The organism is Streptomyces sp. NPDC058289 (genome assembly GCF_042880975.1).
GTDB lineage: Bacteria > Actinomycetota > Actinomycetes > Streptomycetales > Streptomycetaceae > Streptomyces > Streptomyces stoeckheimensis.
Genome location: NZ_JBHVYI010000052.1, coordinates 34,997 through 57,709 on the forward strand (window position 1 = coordinate 34,997; position 22,713 = coordinate 57,709).

10 protein-coding genes are annotated in these 22,713 nt (G+C 75.9%); 7 read left to right on the top strand and 3 right to left on the bottom strand.

The genetic code is table 11. The features are described 5' to 3' along the window. Positions 1-65: 65 nt before the first annotated feature. The 3 genes from ACFVX6_RS25135 to ACFVX6_RS25145 all read right to left on the bottom strand — a co-directional run bounded on the left by ACFVX6_RS25135 (position 66) and on the right by ACFVX6_RS25145 (position 3,184). A complete protein-coding gene (locus ACFVX6_RS25135; RefSeq protein ID WP_389694984.1) occupies positions 66-482 on the bottom strand; it encodes a GNAT family N-acetyltransferase in 417 nt (138 codons plus the stop codon). 360 nt (positions 483-842) lie between these two features. After that, the gene (locus tag ACFVX6_RS25140; protein WP_389694986.1) at positions 843-2,153 is read right to left on the bottom strand and encodes a hypothetical protein; all 1,311 of its coding nucleotides are present in this window, start codon (positions 2,151-2,153) and stop codon (positions 843-845) included. Between the two features lie 137 nt (positions 2,154-2,290). Further along, on the bottom strand, positions 2,291-3,184 hold the full coding sequence (locus tag ACFVX6_RS25145; protein ID WP_389694988.1) for a LysR family transcriptional regulator: 894 nt from the start codon (positions 3,182-3,184) through the stop codon (positions 2,291-2,293). Between the two features lie 789 nt (positions 3,185-3,973). Between ACFVX6_RS25145 and ACFVX6_RS25150 the strand changes: the two genes are divergently transcribed. From ACFVX6_RS25150 to ACFVX6_RS25180, 7 genes are read left to right on the top strand one after another with little or no spacing between them, the layout of a single operon-like run. After that, a complete protein-coding gene (locus ACFVX6_RS25150) occupies positions 3,974-12,373 on the top strand; it encodes an SDR family NAD(P)-dependent oxidoreductase (protein WP_389694990.1) in 8,400 nt (2,799 codons plus the stop codon). Further along, a complete protein-coding gene (locus ACFVX6_RS25155) occupies positions 12,366-17,120 on the top strand; it encodes a beta-ketoacyl synthase N-terminal-like domain-containing protein (protein WP_389694992.1) in 4,755 nt (1,584 codons plus the stop codon). The genes ACFVX6_RS25150 and ACFVX6_RS25155 overlap by 8 nt, the downstream gene beginning before the upstream one ends. After that, on the top strand, positions 17,110-17,448 hold the full coding sequence (locus tag ACFVX6_RS25160) for an acyl carrier protein (protein ID WP_389694994.1): 339 nt from the start codon (positions 17,110-17,112) through the stop codon (positions 17,446-17,448). Before ACFVX6_RS25155 ends, ACFVX6_RS25160 begins: the two co-directional genes overlap by 11 nt. 7 nt (positions 17,449-17,455) lie before the next feature. Beyond that, positions 17,456-18,343, top strand: coding sequence for an alpha/beta fold hydrolase (locus ACFVX6_RS25165; protein ID WP_389694996.1), 888 nt, complete (start codon positions 17,456-17,458; stop codon positions 18,341-18,343). Continuing rightward, positions 18,340-19,515, top strand: coding sequence for a glycosyltransferase (locus tag ACFVX6_RS25170; protein WP_389694998.1), 1,176 nt, complete (start codon positions 18,340-18,342; stop codon positions 19,513-19,515). The genes ACFVX6_RS25165 and ACFVX6_RS25170 overlap by 4 nt, the downstream gene beginning before the upstream one ends. Next, the gene (locus ACFVX6_RS25175; RefSeq protein WP_389695000.1) at positions 19,512-21,557 is read left to right on the top strand and encodes a methyltransferase domain-containing protein; all 2,046 of its coding nucleotides are present in this window, start codon (positions 19,512-19,514) and stop codon (positions 21,555-21,557) included. Before ACFVX6_RS25170 ends, ACFVX6_RS25175 begins: the two co-directional genes overlap by 4 nt. After that, positions 21,554-22,534, top strand: a complete 981-nt coding sequence (locus ACFVX6_RS25180) for a galactokinase (protein WP_389695002.1) — start codon at positions 21,554-21,556, stop codon at positions 22,532-22,534. Before ACFVX6_RS25175 ends, ACFVX6_RS25180 begins: the two co-directional genes overlap by 4 nt. Positions 22,535-22,713: the final 179 nt, after the last annotated feature.

Consider the following 22,713-nt stretch of genomic DNA (forward strand, 5'->3'; position numbering starts at 1 on the left):
CCGCGTACCCCCCGGTGCCCCGGTGTCCCGGTGCCGGGGGCACCGGGGCACGTGTACGGCACGACTCAGGCCTTCTCGGCCGGACCGTCCATCGTCCAGGCGGAGTTGTGCGCGGTGAACCCGATGTGCGGGTAGTAGTTCACGGCCGCCGGAGCCGCCAGCAGGATCAGGCCGGCCTGGGGCGCGGCCTCCCGGGTGGCACGGATGAGGTCGCGGCCGACGCCCTTGCCCTGGTAGGCGGCGCCGACGGCAAGGTCGCTGAGGTAGGTGGAGTACGCGCCGTCGGTGATCGAGCGGGAGATCCCGATGAGGCGGCCGTCCTCGTCACGGGCGACGATGACGAGGTTGGAGCCGGCGAGCATCCGGGTGAAGCGCTGAGTGTCCTCCACGGGACGGCGTTCCGCGAGGGTGGACGCCCGGTACAGGGCGGCCGCCTCCTCCACGTCGAGGGCGCCACCGATGACCTGTTCACACTTCCACATGCTGGTGCTGCTCCTTGCTGGGGGGATCCAAGAGGCCGGAGGGGGCGATGACCCCGCGGGTCGCCAGGCATCGGCCAACGCACTCTTTGTACGCCAGGTTTCGTCGGCGGCCGCGTGGACCAGCCGGTACGCGTGCTCGCGTTCCGTGCCGTCGGCGACGGGGCACGGGCGGACTCGGCGCCGACTCGCCGAGCGCGACGCCTGCCGACACCGTCAAACCGGCCCTGCGCGGCGGACTCGCGGCCAAGGCGGGCTGGACATGAGCGCGCACCCCGTCGAGAACTACCGGGCCACCGCCGAGTGGCTGACCCGGCGAGGGGCGGATCCCGGGCGGTCCGGGGTCCGCCCCTCGCGGTTCCTTCAGAACCAGGTGAGGGTGAGGGGGAAGGTGGTGGTGGCGGTTGTCGGGGTGGTGTCGGTGGCGGTGGCGGTGATCTGGATGGTTCCGGTGGCCCAGGGTTTGCCGGTGATGCGGCCGGTGTTGGCGTCGAGGGTCAGGCCCCAGGGGAGTCCGGTGGCGGTGTAGCGGACGGGGGGTTTTCCGCCTGTGGTGGTGAGCTGGATGGTGCAGTTCTGGTTGAACTTGCAGTTCTGCGGGCCGGGGTTGGTCAGCTTCAGGTCACCGGGGGTGGGCGTCGAGGTGGGCGTCGGCGTCGGGGTGGGCGTCGGCGTCGGGGTGGGCGTCGGAGTCGGAGTGGGGGTCGGCGTGGGCGTCGGTGTGCCGCCGCAGTCCGGTGTGGCCTCCGGGGGCAGCGGGACGCGCCAGATCTGGGTGTCGTTCTCCGAGCCGACGAGCAGGCTGGTGCAGTCGAGGTACGTCACCGTCTCGCCCTGCGACTGCGCGGGCAGGGCCACGTCCGCGAGCTTGGTGCCCGAGGTGTCGTACACCGAGGCCGTGTTGGTCCCCAACGGTCCGCCGCTGCGCAGGGTGTAGGAGGCCCCCGACGGGGAGAACGCGCCGTCGGTGGCGAAGACCGGGCCCGGCCGGACGGCGGTCAGGGTGCCCAGTTGCCCGGGGACCGGTGACAGCGGCGCTTGGTACAACTGACCTGCTGCTCCGATGAGTTTGCTCGCGATGTGGATCCGGCCGGTGACGGGATCGGCGAGCAGGGATTCGGCGTCGTGCTTGCCGTCGGAGTAGGCGAAGCGGTACGTAACGGGAGTCACCGAGGCGTTGGCGAGCTGGTCGGGCTCGGTGAAGGAGTGCACGGTGATCTCGGCGCGGTTGCCGAAGTTGTCTCCGATGTCGCCGACCAGGATCGCGGGGCGGCCCGAGGAGTCCTTGCCGATGGCCAGCCCCTCCCAGTCGGTGTTGCCGACCCCGGAGACCGTGTACGTGGCCTTGAGCAGGCCGGTGGCGCCGCTGCAGTCGATGGCGAAGACCTGGTTGGTGTTCCCGCTGTCGTTGACGGCGTAGAAGACGCCGGGGTGTTTGCGGCTCATGGCGAGCCCGCTGAGCTCCGCCAGGCCTCCGGGGAGGGTGCACTTGCGCTCGGGAGCCGCGGCGGCGCCGGCCGCGCCGGACAGGGGTGCGGACGCAGGCGTCAGGGCGGCGGCGTCGGCGGGCCCGGCGGCGGGTCCGGTCAGCCAGGCCGCGGCCGGCAGGGCCGTGGCGAGGACCGCGGTGGCGAGGGCTGCGGCGCGCGGGGGTGTGAGGAGTAGTCGTGACATGCCCACCATGTGAGGGGGAGTCAGGTTCCGGCGCCAGGGTCAATCGCCGTCCGTTTGAGCATCGTTCAATGCCGGGCGGGCATGTCCGGCCGTCCGGAGGAGCCCTGGTCGGCCCGCCCGGGACGCGGCCCGCACGGTCACCGGGAGGGCTCGCGCATGGGTGCCTTGTGTCGGGCGTGCGCGATGAAGGCGCGGGCCGCGCGGCTCAGCGGCCGGCGGGCGTGCGCGATGCCCACCGGGCGCAGCAGGGGCGGGGTGAAGGAACGTATCTCCGCCCTGCTGCCGAAGGCCCTGGCGACCACGTCGCGGTACCAGATGAGGGAGCCGCGGCCGTCGGTCACCCCCGTCACCCAGCCGAGGCGTTCGTCCACCTCCAGACAGGGCACCGGGCGCACGCCCAGGCAGCTGAACATGGCCTCCATCTCGGTGCGCCGGCCGGTCCCGGGGGTGGGTAGCACCATCGGCAGCCCGTCGAGTGCGCGGAACGGTATCGGGTCGGGCAGCGCGGACCCGACGGGGGAGATGAGCACCACCTCGCGCTCCTGGATGTAGTGGGTGGAGAGTTCCTTGTCGAGGGGGAGATCCACGAGGGCCAACTCGGCCCTCCCCTGGGTGAGTTCCTGGACCACGGCCTCGCGGCTGTCGTGCTGGTGGAGTCTGACGTCGAGGCCGGGGTGCCGCTCCGTGAAGGTATGTACCAGCTCGGAGGCCAGATCGAGGGCCAGGGTGGGGGTGGTGACCATGGACAGGGCGGCCCTGGCACCCTGTCCGTGAGGAGCGCCGATGTCGTCGATGGCCTCCACCGCGTCGAGCACGGTGCGGGCCAGCCGGACGACCCGGGCCCCTTCCGGTGTGAGGTCCACCCCCCTTCCCCGGCGGGCGAGGAGATCGACCCCGAGGTCGCGTTCCATGGCCTGGACGGCACGGGACAGGGCGGACTGGGCGACGAAGACGGAGGCGGCCGCGCCGGTGATGGAACGGCAGTCGGCGACGGCGACGAGGTAGCGGAGCTGGGCGAGGGTGGGGGTCATGACCGGACGGTAACCGCGCAAGGGTGTACCTGTAAGACCGCGTCGGGTGAACAACCGTCAGACTTCGCAAAGGTGCTCATGCCGGACCGGTGACAACTCATACCCATGCGGCATGAGCCCGTGCGGATGCGGAACGCCGGCCGGTGGGCCGAAGGCGGACCTTTCAGGCGCAACGCCGCAGGCCACGGCCTCGGCGGGAGGGCGCCGACGCAATGGCCGGGGGGTCGTCGGAGTGGGTGGGGGCCGACCGGGCCGCGAAGTGAACGGCTCCGGATGACCGTTGACAGTGCAGGGCCGTCACCGCACGATGCATCCCGGCAACAGGGAATTTGACCACCGCTCAACCCTGTCCCCGCCGGATCGCCCGGCCGTTCCGCGGGTCGTCCACCGCGGATCCCGAGCGGGAGGGCGTCTCGTCCGCCGTCTTTCCCGCACACCCTCCTGCGCTTTCCCCCGTCTTCCGTCCCGCACTGCGCCATGTCACACAGCACTGGAAGAGGAGCGTCCGTGTCCCCCCAGCCCGAGCCGTCCCCCCAGCCCTCGCGTGCCCTTCCGCCCCGGCCGTCCCCGCGGGCGCTCCCTGCGACGCTTCCTGCGCGGACCCCGCGGCCTCCGCGCTCCGCACGGTCCGCGCGGTCCGCGACGACCGAGCGGTCGGGGGAGAAGGCGGCGCCGCCCGGGGACAAGCCGGCGCCGCCGGGGGAGCGGAGCGAGCCGTCGGGCTCCGGGGGGCCCGAGCGGTCGGCTTCCGCCCGGCAGCCCGGGCGGCTCCGCGCCGGGGACCGGGACATGGTCGTCGCGGTCAGCCCGTTCGAGGAGCCCAACCCGCGGATCGTCACTGCCGCCGAGCGCGCCGGCGCCCTGGGCCTGCTCGACCTCGGCCGGGACGCCGGGTCCGCGCGGTGTGCCATGGCCGAGATCGCCCGCCGCCTCGGAACCGGCCGCTACGGGGTACGGGTGCCCGCCGGCTGCCCGGTCGGGCCCGGGGAGCTGCCGGCCGAGGTGGACACCGTGCTGCTCGCCGACCCCGCGCACCACACGCCGGACGCGGTGGCCGGCTGGGCGGCCGCAGCCGGACGGCCCCGGGTGTGGGCCGAGATCACCGATCCGGCCCAGGCCGCGGCCGCGGTGGCCGCCGGGGTGGAGGCGCTCGTGGCGAAGGGGCACGAGGCGGGCGGCCGGGTGGGCGGGACCACCACCTTCGTGCTCCTCCAACAGCTGCTCGCGGACGAGGCGTTCGGGCTGCCCGTTCGGGCGTACGGCGGGATCGGGCCGCACACCGCGGCCGCAGCCGTTGCGGGCGGAGCCTTCGGGGTGGTGGTCGACGTACAACTGGCCCTCACGCCCGAGGGGGAGGCCGGGCTGCCCGCCGAAGTGGCCGCGGCCGTACGGGCCATGGACGGATCCGAAACCAAGCTGCTGGCCGGTCACCGGGTGTACGCGCGCCCCGACCTGACCCCGCCGCAAGGTCCGGTCGCCACCCTGCTCGGTGCCCGGAACCTGCGCACGCAGCTGCTCCCGGTCGGGCAGGACGGGGCCTCGGCGGCCCGGCTGGCCGCACGCTACCGGACGACCGGAGGCATCATCCAAGGCATCCGGTCGGCCGTCGCGGGACACCTGGAAGCTGTCGTACGGGCCCGGCCGCTGGGGGGCGGCCACGGCCCGGGGCGACCGCTCCCGGTGGCGCAGGGGCCGATGACCCGGGTCAGCGACCAGGCGGCCTTCGCCGAAGCGGTGGCCGCCGGAGGCGGGGTCCCCTATCTGGCGCTCGCGGTCATGGAGGGACCCCAAGTGCGCCGGCTCCTCGCCGAGACCGCCGAACGGCTCGGCGAGCGGCCCTGGGGCGTGGGCATGCTCGGCTTCGCCCCGGCCGAACTGCGGGCCGAGCAGCTCGAGGCCGTCGCCGAGGTGCGTCCGCCGTACGCGATCATCGCGGGCGGCACTCCGGGGCAGGCGGCCCCGCTGGAGGCCGCCGGGACCCGGACGCATCTGCACGTGCCCTCGCCGGGTCTGCTGGAGCGGTATCTCGCCGACGGGGCAAGGCGGTTCGTGTTCGAGGGGCTGGAATGCGGGGGCCACGTCGGGCCGCGCGCCTCGTTCCCGCTGTGGGAGGAACAGATCGAGCTGCTGCTCGGCTGCCCCGAACCGGCCGCGCTCGACGTGCTGTTCGCAGGCGGAATCCACGACGCCCGATCCGCCGCGATGGCCGCCGCCGCGGCGGCCCCGCTGGCCGAACGCGGCGCGCGCATCGGGGTGCTCATGGGCACCGCCTACCTGTTCACCGAGGAGGCGGTGGCGGCGGGCGCGGTCCTTCCCCGCTTCCAGCGGGCGGCGCTGGAGTGCGCGGACACCGTACTGCTGCACACCGCACCCGGACACGCCACCCGCTGCGCGGTCACCCCCTACGTGGACACCTTCGAGGCCACCCGGCAGCGGCTCGCGGACGGTGGCGCCGAGCCGCGCGAGGTGTGGGAGGAGCTGGAGCGGCTCAACCTGGGCAGGCTCCGGATCGCCAGCAAGGGACTGCGCCGCGGGGCCGAGGGCGACGGGCTGGAGCCCGTGGACGAAGAACAGCAGCGATCCGAGGGGCTGTTCATGCTCGGGCAGGCCGCCACCCTGCGCTCGGGGACCACCACGATCGCCGCCCTCCACGCCGAAGTCACCCAGGGTGCCTCTGAGTTGCTTGAGCAGCGGGCCAGGGAGCTTGCCGGTCCGGAACTCGAGGGAGATCAGGCGGCCGTGACGACCGGCGCCTGGGGCGCCGTGCGACCCGATCCGCTGGACGTCGCCGTCGTCGGCATGGCCTGCGCCTACCCCGGCGCACCGGACCTCGCCGCGTACTGGGCGCGGATCCTGGACGGGAGCGACGCCGTGACCGAGGTCCCGGCCGAACGCTGGGACCCCGAGCTCCACTTCGACCCCGACCCGGCACGGGCCGGGGAACGCACCCCGTCCCGCTGGGGCGGCTTCCTCGGCCCGATGCCCTTCGACGCCCTCGCGCACGGCATCCCGCCGGCCTCGCTGGCCGGGATAGAGCCGGTGCAGCTGCTCGCCCTGGAGATCTCGGCGCGGGCCCTGGCGGACGCCGGGTACGGCAAGGACCGGGAGTTCGACCGGTCCCGGACCTCGGTCGTGTTCGGCGCGGAGGCAGGCACCGAACTGGCGGGCGCATACGGGCTGCGCGCCCTGTACCCCGGATACCTGGGCGAGCTCCCTCCCGAACTGGACGAACAGCTACCGCGGCTCACCGAGGACTCCTTCCCCGGGGTGCTCGCCAACGTCATCGCGGGCCGGGTCGCCAACCGGCTGGACCTCGGCGGCGCGAACTGCACCGTCGACGCCGCATGCGCGTCCTCGCTGGCCGCACTCGACCTCGCCTGTCGCCAACTGCGCGACAAGGACAGCGACATGGTGCTGTGCGGCGGCGCCGACGTCCACAACGGCATCAACGACTACCTGCTGTTCTCCTCCGTCCGCGCGCTGTCCCCCGCGGGCCGCTGCCGCCCCTTCGACGCGGCCGCCGACGGGATCGCCCTCGGAGAGGGGGTGGGCGCGCTCGTGCTGAAGCGGCTCGCGGACGCTGAACGGGACGGCGACCGGGTGTACGCCGTGATCAAGGCGGTCGGGGCCGCCAGCGACGGACGCTCCCTCGGCCTGACCGCGCCCCGGCCGGAGGGGCAGCGCAGGGCCCTGGACCGGGCCTACGCACGGGCCGGGATCAGCCCCGGCGAGGTCGGCCTGATCGAAGCGCACGGCACCGGCACCGTGGTCGGCGACACCACCGAACTGGCCGTGCTGACATCCCTGTTCACCGAATCGGGCGCCGCTCCCGGAGCCTGCGCACTGGGGTCGGTGAAATCGCAGATCGGGCACACCAAGTGCGCGGCCGGGCTGGCCGGACTGATCAAGGCGGTCCGGGCGGTCCACACGGGCGTACGGCCGCCGACCCTGCACCTCGACGCACCGGTCCCGGCCTGGAACGCGGAGGACAGTCCCTTCTCCTTCGACACCGGGGCCCGCCCGTGGGCGGTCCCCGCCGAGCGGCGGATCGCCGGAGTGAGCGCCTTCGGCTTCGGCGGCACGAACTACCACGCGGTGCTGACCGGTTACGCGGGAGCCGAGGAGCCCCGCCACGGACTGGAGGAATGGCCGGCCGAACTGTTCTGCTTCCGTGGCGAGGACCGGCGTGCCGCGGGCCGGGCGATGGCCCGGCTGGCGGCCAGGCTGGAGGAGAACGACGCGGCCGGGCGCCCGTGGGCGCTGCGGGACCTCGCGGCCGAGGCGGCGGCCGGAACCGGCGCTGTACGGGTCGCTGTCGTGGCCGCCGACCTGGACGAGCTGGCGGCCCGGCTGGAGCGGGCGCGGGCCTTCACCCCGGGCGCGGGGGTCCACGTACGGGAGGAATCGGCGGAGCCCGGGCAGGTGGCCTTCCTCTTTCCCGGCCAGGGCAGTCAACGTCCGCGGATGCTGGGGGAGTTGTTCACCGCCTTCCCCCGGCTGCGGGAACTCCTCGACACGGCGCCGAGCGCGGTGGTCTCCGCGATGTTCCCCCCGGCGGCCTTCACCGCACAGGGGCGGACCGCCCAGCGGGCCGCGGTCACCGACACCCGGGTCGCCCAGCCGGCCCTCGGGCTGGCGGGCTCGGCGGCGCACCTGCTGCTGGGGGAGTTGGGCGTACGGCCGGACTGCGTCGCCGGGCACTCGTACGGAGAGCTCACCGCACTGTGGGCGGCGGGGGTGTGGGACCAGGAGAGCCTGCTGCGGCTGAGCGCCCGCCGGGCCGAAGCCATCGTCGCGGCCGCCGGGACGGATCCGGGCTCGATGGCGGCGGTGACGGCCGCGCCGGAGGAGGTGCGGGAGATCGCCGCACGGGCCGGATGCGTGATCGCGAACCACAACGCACCCCGGCAGTGCGTGATTTCGGGGCCCGCCGCCGCCGTGGCCGAGGCGGTGGCCGCCCTGCGGGACGCGGGATTGACGGCGTCCCCGCTTCCCGTCGCCTGCGCCTTCCACAGCGAGGTCGTGGCGGGGGCGGCCACGGCCCTGGCCGAGGAACTCGCCGGGACGGAACTGGCCGACGCGGCCGTCCCGGTCTGGTCGAACACGACGGCCGGCCCGTACCCGGCGACCGCCGATGCGGTACGGGACCTGGTGGCCCGTCAGGTGGCCGAGCCGGTCCGGTTCGTGGAGCAGGTGGAGCACATGTACGCCTCCGGAGTACGGACCTTCGTGGAGGCCGGGCCGGGCCGCGTCCTGTCCGGCCTGGTCGGCCGCATCCTGCGCGACCGGCCGCACACGGTGGTGCCGCTGGACGTGCCGGGCGAGCACGGCCTGCTCCGTCTGGTCACGGCGCTGGCGGAACTGGCGGCGGCGGGCGTGCCGATGGCACCGGAAGCCCTGTTCCGCGGCCGTACCGGCCGACTTCCCGAGCGCGCTCCGCGCCGCCCGGGCTGGCTGGTCGACGGCCACCTGGTCCGCACCCGGGACGGCAACCCCGTCCCCGGCGGCCTCCGCCCGGCCCGCCGGGTCCACGTCGCGGTATCCGAAGGAAAGGGAGCCCACCAGATGACTCAGCCGATGAACGGCACCGAACCGGCGCAGGACGCTGTCGGCCTGGGGGCCGGCGGGAACGGGGTGCCCGACGCTTGGGGCGACCGCGGGAGCGGCGGCCCCGGCGAGGGGGCCCCGGCGGCCGGACCCGGGAACGGCCGCTTCGTGAGCAACGGGCACGGCGCCGCCCCGGGGGCGGGTGGGCCTTGGCTGCCGGGTGCGGGCTCAGGCGTGGTCTCCGGCGCGGGTGGTTCGGGCGGGGGTGCCGGTCCTGCGGGGAGTGCGGGCGGCGGGCCCGCGGAGCCGGGGACCGGCGGTCGTGCCGGGGGCGGGCACTGGTTGCCGGGCGGGGGCCCCGGTGTGGGCTCCGGTCCGCTGGGGGGCTCGACGGGCGGCCCTACGGACGCGCTCCATGGCCGGGCCGGGCTTCCGGCGGCCGAGGGGGCGCCGGCCCTCCCCGGAAGCGGCGGGCCGGGGGCCGGTTCGGTCGGTCGGGGTGGGGACGGCCGACAGCTCCGGACCACGAACGGCGTACCCGGCAGGGGCCTTGAGCCGCTTTCGGGCCCGGCCGCCTGGGTGGGCGCCCGGTCCGGCCACCCGGCCGAGCACGCCGAACCTGCTCCGGCCGACCGCCGTGAGGAGGCGGTCCTGGAGTATCTCCGGGGCTCGCGCGAACTGGTGCAGGCGCAGCGGGACGTGATGATCGGTTACCTGGCCTCGACGGCATCGCCTTGGGCCGGTCCCGATCCGTCCGCGCCCGGGTACCGCGCTGTCACCGGCCCGACCCTCGCGATCGAACCCTCGACCTCCGGTGCCCTCCAAGGTCACGAGGGTCCGCAGGGCGTGTGGGTGGCCTCGGACCAGCTCGTCGGACAGGGGTTCGCGGGCCCGCAAGGTGCGGGTGGCGCCCCGGGGATGCTCCAGAGCGCAGCTCCGGCCGCCCTCTGGGCAGAGCCCCGGCCGGACGGCCAAGGCCAGTCGGGGGGTGCCTATGGCGCCTGGTCCGGGGCTCAGGCGGGTGCGGATCCCGGTGTCGGCGTCGGGGCGGCCGGGCCGTGGCCGGGGGCCCCTGCTTCCGGACCGTTCGGCGGTGGGGAGGCGGGCTCCGGGGGATTCCCGAGCGCAGCTTCGCCCGCCTACGGGGCTGGTCCCGGACCGGACGGCCGCGGCGTGCAGGGGGGACCCGGCGGCGCCGGGGGCATGGCCCACGGCGCGGCTCCGGCAGGCCCGGTGCGCGGCTTCGGGGACGCCGGCCCATGGCCGACGGCCGCCGACGGCGCGGCTTCGGGGGCCGGACTGCCCGGCGGCCCGGAGGCGTTCGCGGACGCAGCCGCTCACTATGCGCGGGCGGAGTCCGGGCCTGGCGGCGCAGGCCTGGCCGGAGGCGCCGATGCCTCCTGGTCCGCCACCCACGGCGGGGGCGCGGCCCCGGTCCCCGGAAGGCCTGGACCGTGGCCGGCCTCTGTCGGGGGTGACGCTGGAGTCCCGAGTTCGGGGATTCCCGGCGGCATGGCCCCGGGCAACGGGTTGCCGGGCGGTGCGTTCCCGGGCTCCGGGATGCCCGACGGCATGGCTCCGGGGTCCGGGATAGCCGGTGGCGGGTTCCCGGGTTCAGGGTTCCCCGGTGGTGGAGTCGCAGGTTCCGGGATGTCCACCGGTGCGTTCCCGGGCTCTGAGATGCCCGGTGGTGCGTTCCCGGGTTCCGGGATGCCCGGTGGTGAAGCCGTAGGTACGGGGACGCACGCCGGGGCGGCCTTGGGAGTTGGGGTGGCCGGCGGTGTGGTTCCGGGGGGTGGTCTGCCCGGGGGTGAGGGTCGTGGAGGTGTTGGCGGCAGCGGGGACGCGGGTCTTGGGGGGACTCGGTCCGCCGAGGAGGTGATGGACGTGATCGTGGAGATCGTCCACACCCGGACCGGGTACCCGCGGGACATGCTCGCTCCCGAGCTGGACCTGGAGGCGGACCTGTCCATCGACTCCATCAAGCGGGTCGAGATCATCGGCGCCCTGGCCGACCGGATCGGTCTGCCCCAGGACCCGGGCGGCTCCGCCGAGTCCGCGATCGAGGAGCTGTCCCGGATCAAGACCCTGCGCGGCATCGTGGACTGGGTCTCCGGCCACACCGCCCGCCCCGAGGCCCCGGCTGTCGAAGCGGTGGCCGCGGCAACGGCCCCGCCCGCGCTCGACCGCCTCCGGGTGGACCTGCAGGCGCTGCCGCCCGCGCCCGGGGACCCGGAGGTCCTGCGGGGTCTGCGGATCGGCGTCGTCGGGGACCTCGGAGACGGCCAGGGTGTCGGGCCCGCGGTCGCCGGCGCCCTCCGGTCCCAAGGGGCGGAGGTACGGCAACTGGCCGAAGCCGAAGCCGGGTTCGACGCCGTCCTCGACCTGTCCGGCCTACGGCCGGGAACCGCGCCCGTCCTGCCCGAGGCCTTTCCCGGGCTGCAACGGGCCCTGACCGGCGGTGTGCACCGGCTCCTCCTGGTCACTGCCCGGGGCGAGTCCGCGGGAGCGGGAGTGCACGGCTTCGCCCGCAGCGCCTCCCTCGAATACCCCGGCAGGCTGATCCGCGCGGTGGAAGTCCACTCCAAGGAGGACCCCGAGCGGATCGCGGCGCAGCTCCTCGCCGAGCTGAGCTGCGAACCGGCCGCCGCGCCCGACCCGGGCGATGCCGCGCAGTCCGTGGAGGCGCCCGCCTCCGTCGTCTACACCGCCGACGGCCTACGCGTCACCCCCAGGCCGGTCCCCGCACCGCTCGTCCCCGGCGACGGGACACCGCCCCTCGACGCGGGCTCGGTGGTCCTGCTCACCGGCGGGGCCCGCGGGATCACCGCGCGGACCGCCCTGGCGCTGGCCACGGCCACCGGATGCCACGTAGAACTCATGGGGCGTACGCCCCAACCTGCCGCCGAGGCGGATGAGTTCGGGCACGCGACCGACCGGGTCGCCCTGCGCGCCGCACTGATCGCCACCGGCCTGCGCACCCCCGTGGAGATCGAGGCCGCGGCCTCGCGGATCCTCGCCGAGCGCGAGGTGCGGGCCACCCTGGCCGCACTCGCGACCGTGGCCGCGTCCGTCGGCTACCACTGCGCGGACGTCACGGACGAGCAGGCGGTACGAGCCGTCGTGGCCGCCGTACGGGCCCGCCACGGCCGGCTGGACGGGATCGTGCACGGAGCCGGGACCCTGAGCGACGGACTGCTCCGGGACAAGCAACCGGTCGCCTTCGCCGAGGTGTTCACCACGAAGGTGACCGGTGCGCGCCACCTCGCCGCCGCCGCGGCCGAGCACGGCGCGGCGCCCGCGCCCCGCTTCCTCGCCCTGTTCGGCAGCGTGGCGGGCGTGTACGGAAACCGGGGCCAGACCGACTACGCCGCCGCCAACGACGCCCTCGACGGCCTCGCGCACCTCTGGGCGGAGAACTTCCCGGGCCGGGTGCTGTCCGTCGACTGGGGTCCCTGGGCCGCAGAGGCGGGCGGGATGGTCAGCCCCGAACTGGCACGCGCGTACACCCGCCGCGGCATTCCGCTCATCGACCCGGATGCGGGCGGCGCGGCGTTCCTCGCCGAACTCGCGCACGGGACCGACGTACAGGTGGTCCTGATGGCGGCCGAGGGGCGCGAGGGGAGTGAGCGGCGTGGCTGACCGCCAGGGCCAGGGCCAAGGCCAGGCTCAGGGCCGGCAGCAGGGCCAGGGTCAGCCGCAGGGCCGGCGGCGGCACCACCGCGGCCCGCGGCCCACCGATGCGGCGATCGTCGGGATGGGCGCCGTGTTCCCGGGCGCCGCCGACCTCGCCGCGTACCGCCGCAACCTGCTGGCCGGCACGGACTGCATAGGCGACGTCCCGCCGGGGCGGTGGGACCCCGAGGTGTACTACGACCCGGACGGCGCCACCGGGCCGGTCTCCGGCGACCGGTTCTACTGCCGGCGCGGGGGCTTCGTGGACGGGCTCGCCGCCTTCGACCCGACCCGGTTCGGCATCATGCCGGCCACCGTGGAGGGAGCCGAACCGGACCAGATGCTCGCCCTGCACGCCACGGCCGAGGCCGTCGCCGACGCGGGAGGCGAAAGCCGCCTCCCGGCCGACCGCTCGCGGATCGGGATCGTGCTGGGGCGCGGTGGGTTCATGGGCGTGGCCACCGCCCGGCTCGACCAACGCGTTCGCACGGCACACCAGTTGGCGCAGACCCTACGGGAGCTCGCGCCCGAACTCGGTGAGCGGCGGATCGCCGCGGTGCGCTCCGCCTTCCAGGAGGCCCTGGGTCCCGAGCGGCCCGACGCGTCGATCGGACTCGTACCGAGCTTCACGGCCGCCCGGACCGCCAACCGGCTCGACTTCCACGGACCGGCCTACACCCTGGACGCGGCCTGCGCCTCCTCCTTGCTGGCGGTCGACCAGGCGGTCGGGCTGCTGGCCGGCGGGCGCTGCGACGTGGTGGTCGCCGGGGCCGTGCACCACTGCCACATCGCCACCCTGTGGAGCGTCTTCACGCAGCTTCGCGCCCTGAGCCCCAGCGAGCGGATCCGCCCCTTCGACCGGCGTGCCGACGGAACCCTGCTGTCCGAGGGCACCGGAGTGGTGCTGTTGAAGCGGCTGGCCGACGCGGAGCGCGACGGCGACCGGATCTACGCGGTGATCCGCGGCACCGGCGTGGCCGGGGACGGCAAGGCGGCGAGCCTGATGAGCCCGCTCGTCGCGGGCCAGGTACGGGCGCTGGAACGGGCCTGGCGGGAGGCCGGTCTCGATCCGCGCGCGCCCGGCGCGCTGGGGCTGCTGGAGGCGCACGGGACCGGGACCCCCGTGGGGGACGCCGCCGAACTGGACACGCTGGCGCAGGTGTTCGGACCGTACGCGGGCGGCGGTACGCAGTCCGGGATCGACACCGACCTCGACGCCGGGAACGCGATCGGCTTCGGCTCGGTGAAGTCGATGCTCGGCCACACCATGCAGGCCTCCGGCATGGCCGGGCTGATCAAGGCCGCACTCGCGGTGCACGAGGGGGTGCTGCCGCCGACGCTGCACCTGGAGGAGCCGCACCCGGGCCTGGCCCGGACCCGGATGCGGCCGGTGACGGCGGCCCTGCCGTGGGAACGCGGGCCGGGCCCGCGCCGCGCCGGGGTGAACGCCTTCGGCTTCGGCGGCATCAACGCGCACGTGGTGCTGGAGGAGGCTCCCGGCGCCGCGCGAAGGTCCGCACCCGCGCGGGGATCCGCACCCGCGCGAGGGCCCGCACCCGCGGGCCGGACGACGCCCGCGCGACCGCCCGCGCCCGTACGCCGGTTCCTGCCCCTGGGCGATCAGGCCGCGCCGATCGGGGCGCCCGCACGGGAGGAGGTGCTCCTGCTGGCGGCCTCCGGCGCGGCGGAGCTGGCGGACCGGCTGGCCTCCGGCTCCCCGGTATCGGGCGGCGACGGATCCTGCCGGCTCGCGGTCGTCGGGCCCACGCCCCAGCGGCTCGCGCTGGCCGCGAAGGTGGTGGCGCGCGGCCGGGCGTGGCGGGGGCGCGGGGAGGTGTGGTTCACGCCCGAGCCGCTGGGCGGCCGGCTGGCCTTCCTGTTCCCGGGCCTGGAGCCGGAGTTCGCCCCGGCGCTGGACGACGTGGCGGACCGGCTCGGGCTGGAGCGGCCCCGGCTGACCAGGGGCGAGGAACTGACGGAGCGGGCCCTGGACGCCATCGCGACGGGCCGTTTCCTCGCCGGGGCCCTGCCCGAACTCGGCATCCGGGCCGACGTGCTGGCGGGTCACAGCCTGGGGGAGTGGGCGGCGATGGTGACCGCCGGGATGTACCGGCAGGACGCGGCCGACACCTTCCTGGACTCGCTGCGACCCGGGTCGGTGAAGGTGCCGGACCTGGTCTACGCGGCACTGGGATGCGGGACCCGCCGGGCGGAGGCCGCGCTGCACGGACTGGACGGGGTGGTGGTCAGTCACGACAACTGCCCCCACCAGTCGGTGGTCTGCGGCGATCCCGCCGAAGTGGCCACGGTCCTCGAACGGTTGAAGGCCGAGGGTGTCCTCGGTCAGGAACTCCCCTTCCGCTCCGGCTTCCACACCCCCATGTGGGAGCCCTACCTCGGACAGGTCCGCGCCGCCTTCGCCCGACTGCCGCTCCAACCCGGCACCTTGCCCCTCTGGTCGGCGACCACCTGTGCGCCGTTCCCCCCGGAGCCCGAGGCGGTGCGCGAGCTCGTGGTCCGCCACCTGCTGGAGCCGGTCCGGTTCCGGGAACTGACGCTCCGGCTGTACGAGGACGCGGGCGTCCGCGGCTTCGTCACGCTGGGCCCGGGCAGCCTCCCGGGCTTCATCGAGGACACCCTGCGCGACCGCCCCCACCTCTCGGTGGCGGCCTCCTCGCCCCGGCTCACCGGGCTCGCCGCCCTGCGGCGCACCTGCGCCGCCCTGTGGACCGAGGGCCACGCGCCGCGCTGGGACCGGCTGGCCCCCGACGGGCCGGAAGGCCCCGAGCGGGCCGCCGCCAGACGGCCGGCAGTGCCCACGGCCGGGCGCAGCGTGCTCCTGGACCTCGGCTCGCCGCTGGTCCGCCTCGGCGAGGCCGCGCGCACCACCCTCGCCGGCCTCCTGCCACGGACCACCACCCCGACGGCCCCTCCCGCCACCCCTGCCGCCCCGATCCCACCCGCCCCCGCCCCGCCCACCCCGGTGGCCGCGGGCTCCCGGCCGGTCCTGCTCTCCGCCCTGGACGCGGCCCCCACCGAAGGACAGGCGGAGCCGCGCACCGCGACGCAGGCGGCGCGCACCGAGCCGCGCACCGCGAAGCAGCCCGAGCCGCAGCCCGACCGCCGCCCCGGCGCCCGCGCCGGGAGCCACACCCTGCGCCTCTCCCTCGCCGCGCTGCCCTACGTACGGGACCACTGCGTCTACCTGCAGCCCGAAGGCTGGACGGAGGACTCCGACCGGTTCCCCGTCGTCCCCATGACGACCATGCTGGAGCTGGCGGCCGAAGCCGCGCTGCGGGACGCACCGCCGGGTCTGGCCGTCATCGGCTACGAACGGGTACGGGCCCTGCGCTGGCTCCCCGTGGAGCCGGCCCTCGACGTGGAGGTCACCGTACGGCCCGCCGGGCCGGGCCGGGTGCGCGTCACCCTCGGGGAGTACGCCGACGTGTTCGTGCTGCTCGGCGAGCGCTACGGGCCCCTGCCCGGCCCCGACACCACCCCGCTGCGCGAGCCCGGGCCGGCCCCCGTCAGCGCCGAGGCCCTCTACCGGGACCGGTGGATGTTCCACGGCCCCCGCTTCGCCGGGGTGCACGAGGTGCGGGCCGTCGCCGCCGACGGCATCCGCGGCGTGCTGCGGGCTCTGCCCGACCCGGGGGCGCTGCTCGATGCCGCCGGGCAGCTGTTCGGGCACTGGATGCAGTTGAGGCTTCCCGTGGACCGGCTGGTGTTCCCGGCCACCGTGGACGCCATCCGCTTCTCGGGGCCGCCGCCCGCCCCGTACGAGCTCGTCGGGGCCACGGCCCGGATCCGCGAGGTCCGCGATGTCACCGTGCGCGGCGACATCGAGCTGCTGCGGGCCGACGGCCGGGTCTGGGCCCGGATCGACGGCTGGACGTACCGCCGCTTCGGCGCCGACGAGCGGGTCTGGCCGATGAAGTTCACCCCGGAGGTCTGCGGCATCGGCGAACCCCGCCCCGAGGGCTGGTGCCTGGCCCGGCGCCGCTGGACCGACCCCGCCTCGCAGGAGCTGGTCATGCGCCGCTACCTCGGCGCCGCCGAGCGCGCGGCCTACGAGCGGCTGGCGCCGCGCGCCCGGGCGCCCTGGCTGCTGGGCCGGATCGCCGCCAAGGACGCGCTGCGCCACCTGCTCTGGGACGGCGGGGCCGGGCCGGTCTTCCCGGCCGAGGTGCCGATCGGCAACGACCCGGCCGGGCGGCCCCTCGCCGGGGGAGCCCTGGCCGGGGGAGTCCGCCTGACGATCGCCCACAAGGACCGGATCGCCGTCGCCCTCGCCCACCCCGACCTGCCGGTCGGCATCGACGTGGAGCAGGTGACCACCGACCCGGACGCGCTCATCCGCATCGCCCTGGCGCCGGGCGAACTCGGCCTCGCCGAGCGGCTGGCGGCCCGGGAGGGCACCGGAATGCCGGCCGCGCTCACCGCCCTCTGGTGTGCCAAGGAGGCGGCGGCCAAGGCCGCCGGAACCGGCCTCGGAGGCCGCCCGCGCGACTGGCGGACCACCGGCGACCCGGGCTCCGGCGAACTGCGCGTGCTCTCCCCGGACGGGCACCCGTACCCGGTCCGCACCACCTTGCTCGCGGATTCGCCACTCGACCACCCCGACCATCCCGGCCACGTCGTCGCCTGGACCGACCGGCCGGCGACCCCGTCCCCCGTCCCCTTCCACCTCACGGAGACCAGTCATGGCAGCTGACATCCTCGCCGAGATCACCGGCATGCTCGTGGAGATCGTCGGTGACGAGCACCTCCTCGCGGACGAGGTCACGATGAAGACGACGTTCAACGAGGACCTCGCCCTGGAGAGCATCGAGTTCGTCGCCCTCGCCGAACTCCTCCACCACCGCTACGGCGCCGGCGTCGACCTGATGGGCTTCCTGTCCGAGAAGGACATGGACGGCATCCTCGCCATGTCCGTGGGCGAACTCGTCACGCACATCGGCCGGATCACCCACGCCTCCCTCACCCACGCCTCCCTCACCCGTGCCTCGGCGGGAGCCGCCGCGACCGGATCGGACGGCTGATCCCGCCATGGCCTTCGTTCCCGCGGGTACCGTCCGCTTCCACGTCCAGCAGCTCCCGGCCACCGCGCACGCGGACGGCCCCGACACGCCCGACCGCCCCGTGGTGGTGTTCCTGCACGGGCTGGTCGTCGACAACCTCTCCTCCTTCTACTGCCCCCTCGCCGTCCCGGTGGCCCGGGCCGGGCACGAGGTGGTCCTCTACGATCTGCGCGGCCACGGCCGTACCGAGCGGCCGGCCACCGGCTACGACAGCCGCACCGCCGTACGGGACCTCTTCGCCCTGCTCGGCGCCCTCGGCCTCGGGCGCCGCCCGGTCCACCTCGTCGGCAACAGCTACGGCGGAACCCTGGCGCTGCACGCCGCCCTGGCCCGGCCCGACCTGGTCGCCGGGCTCACCCTGCTCGAACCCCCGCTCAGCGGGGCCTGGGTGGACAACATGGTGGACACCCTGTCGGCGGCCGCGCTCGGCCTGGAGGACAGTGCGGTACCCGCCGAACTGCTCACGCTGCGACTGCGCAAGGCGGCCAACCTCACGGCCATCGCCGACGACCTGCTCAACCGCACCACCCTCATCGACGACATCGCGGCGAGCCGCACCTTCACTCCGGCCGACTACGCCGGACTGCGCTGCCCCGTTCTGATCGTCTGCGGCGAGCACTCCGAACTGGTCCCGGGCGCCCTGGAACTGGCCCGCCACGCCCCGCGCGTCACCGCCGTCGAGATCCTGCCGGGCCTCGGGCACGACGTGCTGAAGGAGAACAGCGGGGCGCTGCGAGCGGCCGTACTGGCCCACCTCGATGCCACGGCCACGGCGGGGGCGCTCCCGGCGACGGCAAAGGCGCCGGCGGCCGCGACGACGACGGCGCGATCGCGGGCGGGAGCGCTGGTCCGATGAGGGTGCTCTTCACGGTGCCGCCGCTCGCGGGGCACGTCAATCCGACCGTCGCGGTCGGCGCCGAACTGGCCGCCCGCGGGCACGAGGTCGCCTGGACCGGCCCGCCGGGGGCGCTGTCCCGGCTGCTGCCCGAGCACGCCCGGATCCTCTCCGCAGGCGCCGAAGCGGGCGGCGACTACGCCCTGCTGCACGCCCGCTGGCGGGATCTGCGCGGGGTCGGGGCGCTGCGGTTCCTCTGGGAGGAGGCGCTGGTCCCGCTGGCCAGGGCGATGCTCCCGGGCGTGGGCCGGGCGATCGGCGCCTTCCGGCCGGACGTGCTCGTCGCCGATCAGCAGGCCCTGGCCGGGCCGGTGGCCGCGCGGCGGCTCGGGGTGCCCTGGGTGACCTCCGCCAGCACCTCGGCGGAACTCACCCTGCCCTTCGCGGACTTCCCGAAGGTCGGGGAATGGGTGGCCGCGCAGATCGCCGGACTGCTGGCGGACTGCGGGGGCGGTCCCGAGCCGGCCGGAGAACCGTGGGATCCGCGGTTCTCGGAGCGGCTGGTCCTGGTCTTCTCCAGCCGTGAACTGGTGGGAGGGGAAGGGAAGTTTCCGCCGCACTACGCCTTCGTCGGTCCGGCCTTCGGGGCCCGCCCGCCCGCTCCTCGGTTCCCCTGGGAACAGCTGGACCCGGAACGGCGACGGGTACTCGTCTCGCTGGGAACCCTCAACCAGGAAGCCGGGGGCCGCTTCTACGGTGCGGTCCTGGGCGCCGCCGAACGGCTCGGCGAAGGAGTCCAGTTGGTCCTTGCGGCCCCCGCCCCGCTGGTCGGGGCGGTCCCCGGGAACGTACTGCTGCGCGACAGCGTCCCGCAGCTGGACCTCCTCCCGCACCTGGACGCCGTCGTCTGCCACGGCGGCCACAACACCGTCTGCGAGGCCCTCGCGCACGGGCTGCCGCTGGTGGTCGCCCCGATCCGGGACGACCAGCCGATCGTCGCCCGGCAGGTAGTGGAGGCCGGGGCCGGGGTGCGGGTGCGGTTCGGCAGGACCGGGGCCGAGGAACTGCGCGACGCACTGACGGCCGTACTGGACGAACCCGGCCACCGCCGGGGTGCCCGGCGGATCCAGGCCTCATTCGCAGCGGCCGGCGGCGCCGCCGCCGCGGCCGACCGGTTGGAGGAACTCCTATGACGCACCCCCCGCTCCCTTCTCCCGCCCGGATCCGCCTCACCGCGCGCCCGCTGCTGTCCGGCGTCCGGTGGACCTCCGTCCTCCTGCTCGCCGCCCTCGGCGCGGGCACCGTACGCACGGCCCGCCGGCTGCGGGCGGTCCCGGTGCTGCCCATGGCCGCCCCCGCGGACGCCGGGGTGCCGCGCGCCGCCGGCTGGCGGCTGCTCACCGCCGGCGGGGTCGAGCCCGACGCCGTCACCTTCCTCGCCGCCTGCGCGCACGCCGACCGGGAGGGGCTGCGGGTACTGGACCTGCTGCCCGGGGACCTGCCCACCGAGCGGGTGCTCGGCCTGCTGCGCCTGGTCGACCCGGCCGGCTACCGGCAGGACCGGCTCGGCGAGGGGCGCGGGGCCGGTTTCGCCGTGCTCGTCGCCGAGGAGGTGCTCGCCCGGGCCGGGGTGGATCCGGCGGGCCCGGACGCCACGCCGGCAGAACTCATGGCCGTGATCCGGCGCGTGAAGGAGTACGCCGCCGACGCCACGGGACTGGCCATCGCCCCCTCCCTGAGCTGCGGACCACCCACCGCCGCGGGCGGACCGGCGCGGGCGGCCGAACTGCGGGCCCAGGGACTGCCGCCCGGGGCGCTCGCCGCCGCCCAGCTCGCCGGGCTGGCCCTGCTCGCCGGGGTCGCCGTACGCCAGGGCCGGTGGGGGGCCGCCGCGGCGGGGCTGTACTGGATCCAGCCCTACCTGGCCCTCGGCCGGCCCGGCGCGCCCCTGCGACCCGGCGACCTCGCCCGGGCCACGGCTGCCCGGCCCGTACGCTCCCTCGGCGCGGCCGTGCGGACGGCCGCCGCGACGACCCGTACGCCGCGACCCGGGGCCGCCGTGCCGGCGAACGGCCCGGCCGCCGGGCAGGACGCGGAGCGGACCGGCATCCGGGCCGAGGGGGTCCGGGCGGAGGCGGTCCGGGCAGAAGCAGTCCGGGTCGAGTCGGTCCGGGCCGAGGCGGACCGGGTCGAGTCGGTCCGCGCCGAGGCCGTCCGGGCGTACCGGGCCGACCTGGCCGACGGGACCGACCGGTTCCTCGAACCGCGCCGGCCGGACTGCCCCTGGTGCGGCTCCGGGGACCTGACCGTCCGGGTCCGGGTGCCCGACCTGCTCCAGGGCAAGCCGGGCCGCTTCACCCTGGAACAGTGCGGAGCCTGCGGGCACGTCTTCCAGAACCCCCGGCTGTCCCCGGAGGGACTGGAGTTCTACTACCGCGACTTCTACGACGGCCGCGGCGGCGAGGGCGCCGCCACCGTCTTCGGCCGGCTCGGCGCCGCCTACCGGGGCCGGGCCGAGATGCTCCGTCCCCACACCGATCCCGTGTCCTGGCTCGACGTCGGCACCGGCCACGGCCACTTCTGCAACGCGGCCCGCGCCGTCTGGCCCGACACCCGCTTCGACGGGCTGGACATGGGCGACGGGGTCCGCGAGGCCGAGCGGCGCGGCTGGGTGGAGACGGGATACCAGGGCCAATTCCCGGAGTTCGCGGTGAAACTTGCCGGCCAGTACGAGGTCGTCAGCATGTACCACTACCTCGAGCACACCCGGGACCCGCTCACGGAACTGGACACGGCGGCCGCCGTGCTCGCCCCCGGCGGCTACCTCACCATCGAACTCCCCGACCCCGAATCCCGGATGGCCCGGCTGCTCGGGCCGGCCTGGCTGCCCTGGTTCCAGCCGCAGCACCAGCACCTGATCCCCTCCTCGAACCTGCGCGAGGCGCTGGCCGACCGTGGCTTCACCGTCCTCGCCGAGGAACACGGGGCCGCCCACCAGGGCAACGACTTCTTCGGTGCGGTGGCCCTGACCGCGACCCGGCTGGCCCCCGACCCGGACCGGCCCTGGGGACCCCCGGCCACCGTCGGCCGACGCGCCCTGACCGGCGCCGTCCGGCTGGCCTCGCTGCCCTGCTTCGCCGCCGCGGCGGTGCTCGACGGGCTGCGCACCGCCGCGGCCCGCCGCACGGACGGCGGCAACGCCTATCGGATGCTGGCCCGCAAGGACGAGCGGTGACGGGCTCCGGCGCACGAACCGGCCCGGCGCCGTCCGCCACCGGCCCCGCGGCCGTCCCCGGAGGCGACCTCGCCCGCCGGGCCACCGCCGACCCGCTCTTCCGCCTGGTCGCGTACGCCCTGGAGGCCGCGCACGGCCGGCCCCCGGCCGCGGTCTGGAGCGCCCCGTACACCTTCCACCTGGGCTCCCCGGGCCTCGTCGCGGCAGCCGGCTGGCCGGTGGCGGCCGCAGCGGCCCCGCGCACCGACGGTCTGGTCCGGCTCAGTTCCCTGGCCCACCCGGCGGACGGCTGCGACCTGCCGCTGACCCTGTCCGGGCCGCCGCCCGCCACCCCGGCCTGGGCCGCCCGCCCGTACGCCCTGCTGCGCGCGCTGGCCCGGGCCGGCTACGGACGGGGCGGGACCGACCTGCACCTCCAGGGCTCCCTCACCCCGGCCGCCGGGCTGGCCACGGAGGAGGCCGCCGACTGTGCGGTGGCGCTCGCGGTGGCCGACGTCCACAGACCGCCGGGCGAGGACCCGGACCGGGTGCGGCTGGCCCGGCTGATGGCGGAGGCGCTGCCGGACGGCGACGACCGCCTGCGCCGGGGCGCCCTCTTCGCCCGGCCGGGCAGGGCCCTGCTGCTCGGCCACGGCTCGCCCCGGCCGGAGCCCCGGCGGCACCGGCAGCGGTACGTGGTCTTCGACCCGGCCGGGTCGGGTTCCCGCCTGGTGCTGCTGGCCCTGCGGCCGGACCCCGACGGCACGCAGGACCGTACGGCCGAACTGGCCCGGGCCGTCGGGTGCGCCCGCCGGGCCGGGGCCCTGAGCGCCTGGCCGCCCGGGCAGCGGCCGGGGCGGAGCGTCTTGGTCCTGCTGCCCGAGGCCCGGCTGACGGCGGTCCGGGCGGCGGTCGCGGAGGACTTCCGCGACCGGGGCCTGCCCGTGCCCCGGTTCCTGAACATCACCGTGGCCGGCGCGGCCCGCCGCGAGGCGTGAGACCGGGCCCCCGAGACCGGGCCCCCGAGACCGGGCCCCCGAGACCGGGCCCCGAGACCGGGCCCCGAGACCGGGCCCCGAGACCGGGCCCCGAGACCGGCCCCCGAGACCGGGCCCGGGCCCTGACCCCAGGCCTCACACCGGGCCCTGACCCCGAGCACCACACCACTCATCACGAG

Excerpts from the sequence above, each read along its gene's own strand:
- ACFVX6_RS25135 (WP_389694984.1), bottom strand. The coding sequence starts at position 482 with ATGTGGAAGTGTGAACAGGTCATCGGTGGCGCCCTCGACGTGGAGGAG.
- ACFVX6_RS25140 (WP_389694986.1), bottom strand. The coding sequence starts at position 2,153 with ATGTCACGACTACTCCTCACACCCCCGCGCGCCGCAGCCCTCGCCACC.
- ACFVX6_RS25145 (WP_389694988.1), bottom strand. The coding sequence starts at position 3,184 with ATGACCCCCACCCTCGCCCAGCTCCGCTACCTCGTCGCCGTCGCCGAC.
- ACFVX6_RS25150 (WP_389694990.1), top strand. The coding sequence starts at position 3,974 with ATGGTCGTCGCGGTCAGCCCGTTCGAGGAGCCCAACCCGCGGATCGTC.
- ACFVX6_RS25160 (WP_389694994.1), top strand. The coding sequence starts at position 17,110 with ATGGCAGCTGACATCCTCGCCGAGATCACCGGCATGCTCGTGGAGATC.
- ACFVX6_RS25165 (WP_389694996.1), top strand. The coding sequence starts at position 17,456 with ATGGCCTTCGTTCCCGCGGGTACCGTCCGCTTCCACGTCCAGCAGCTC.
- ACFVX6_RS25170 (WP_389694998.1), top strand. The coding sequence starts at position 18,340 with ATGAGGGTGCTCTTCACGGTGCCGCCGCTCGCGGGGCACGTCAATCCG.
- ACFVX6_RS25175 (WP_389695000.1), top strand. The coding sequence starts at position 19,512 with ATGACGCACCCCCCGCTCCCTTCTCCCGCCCGGATCCGCCTCACCGCG.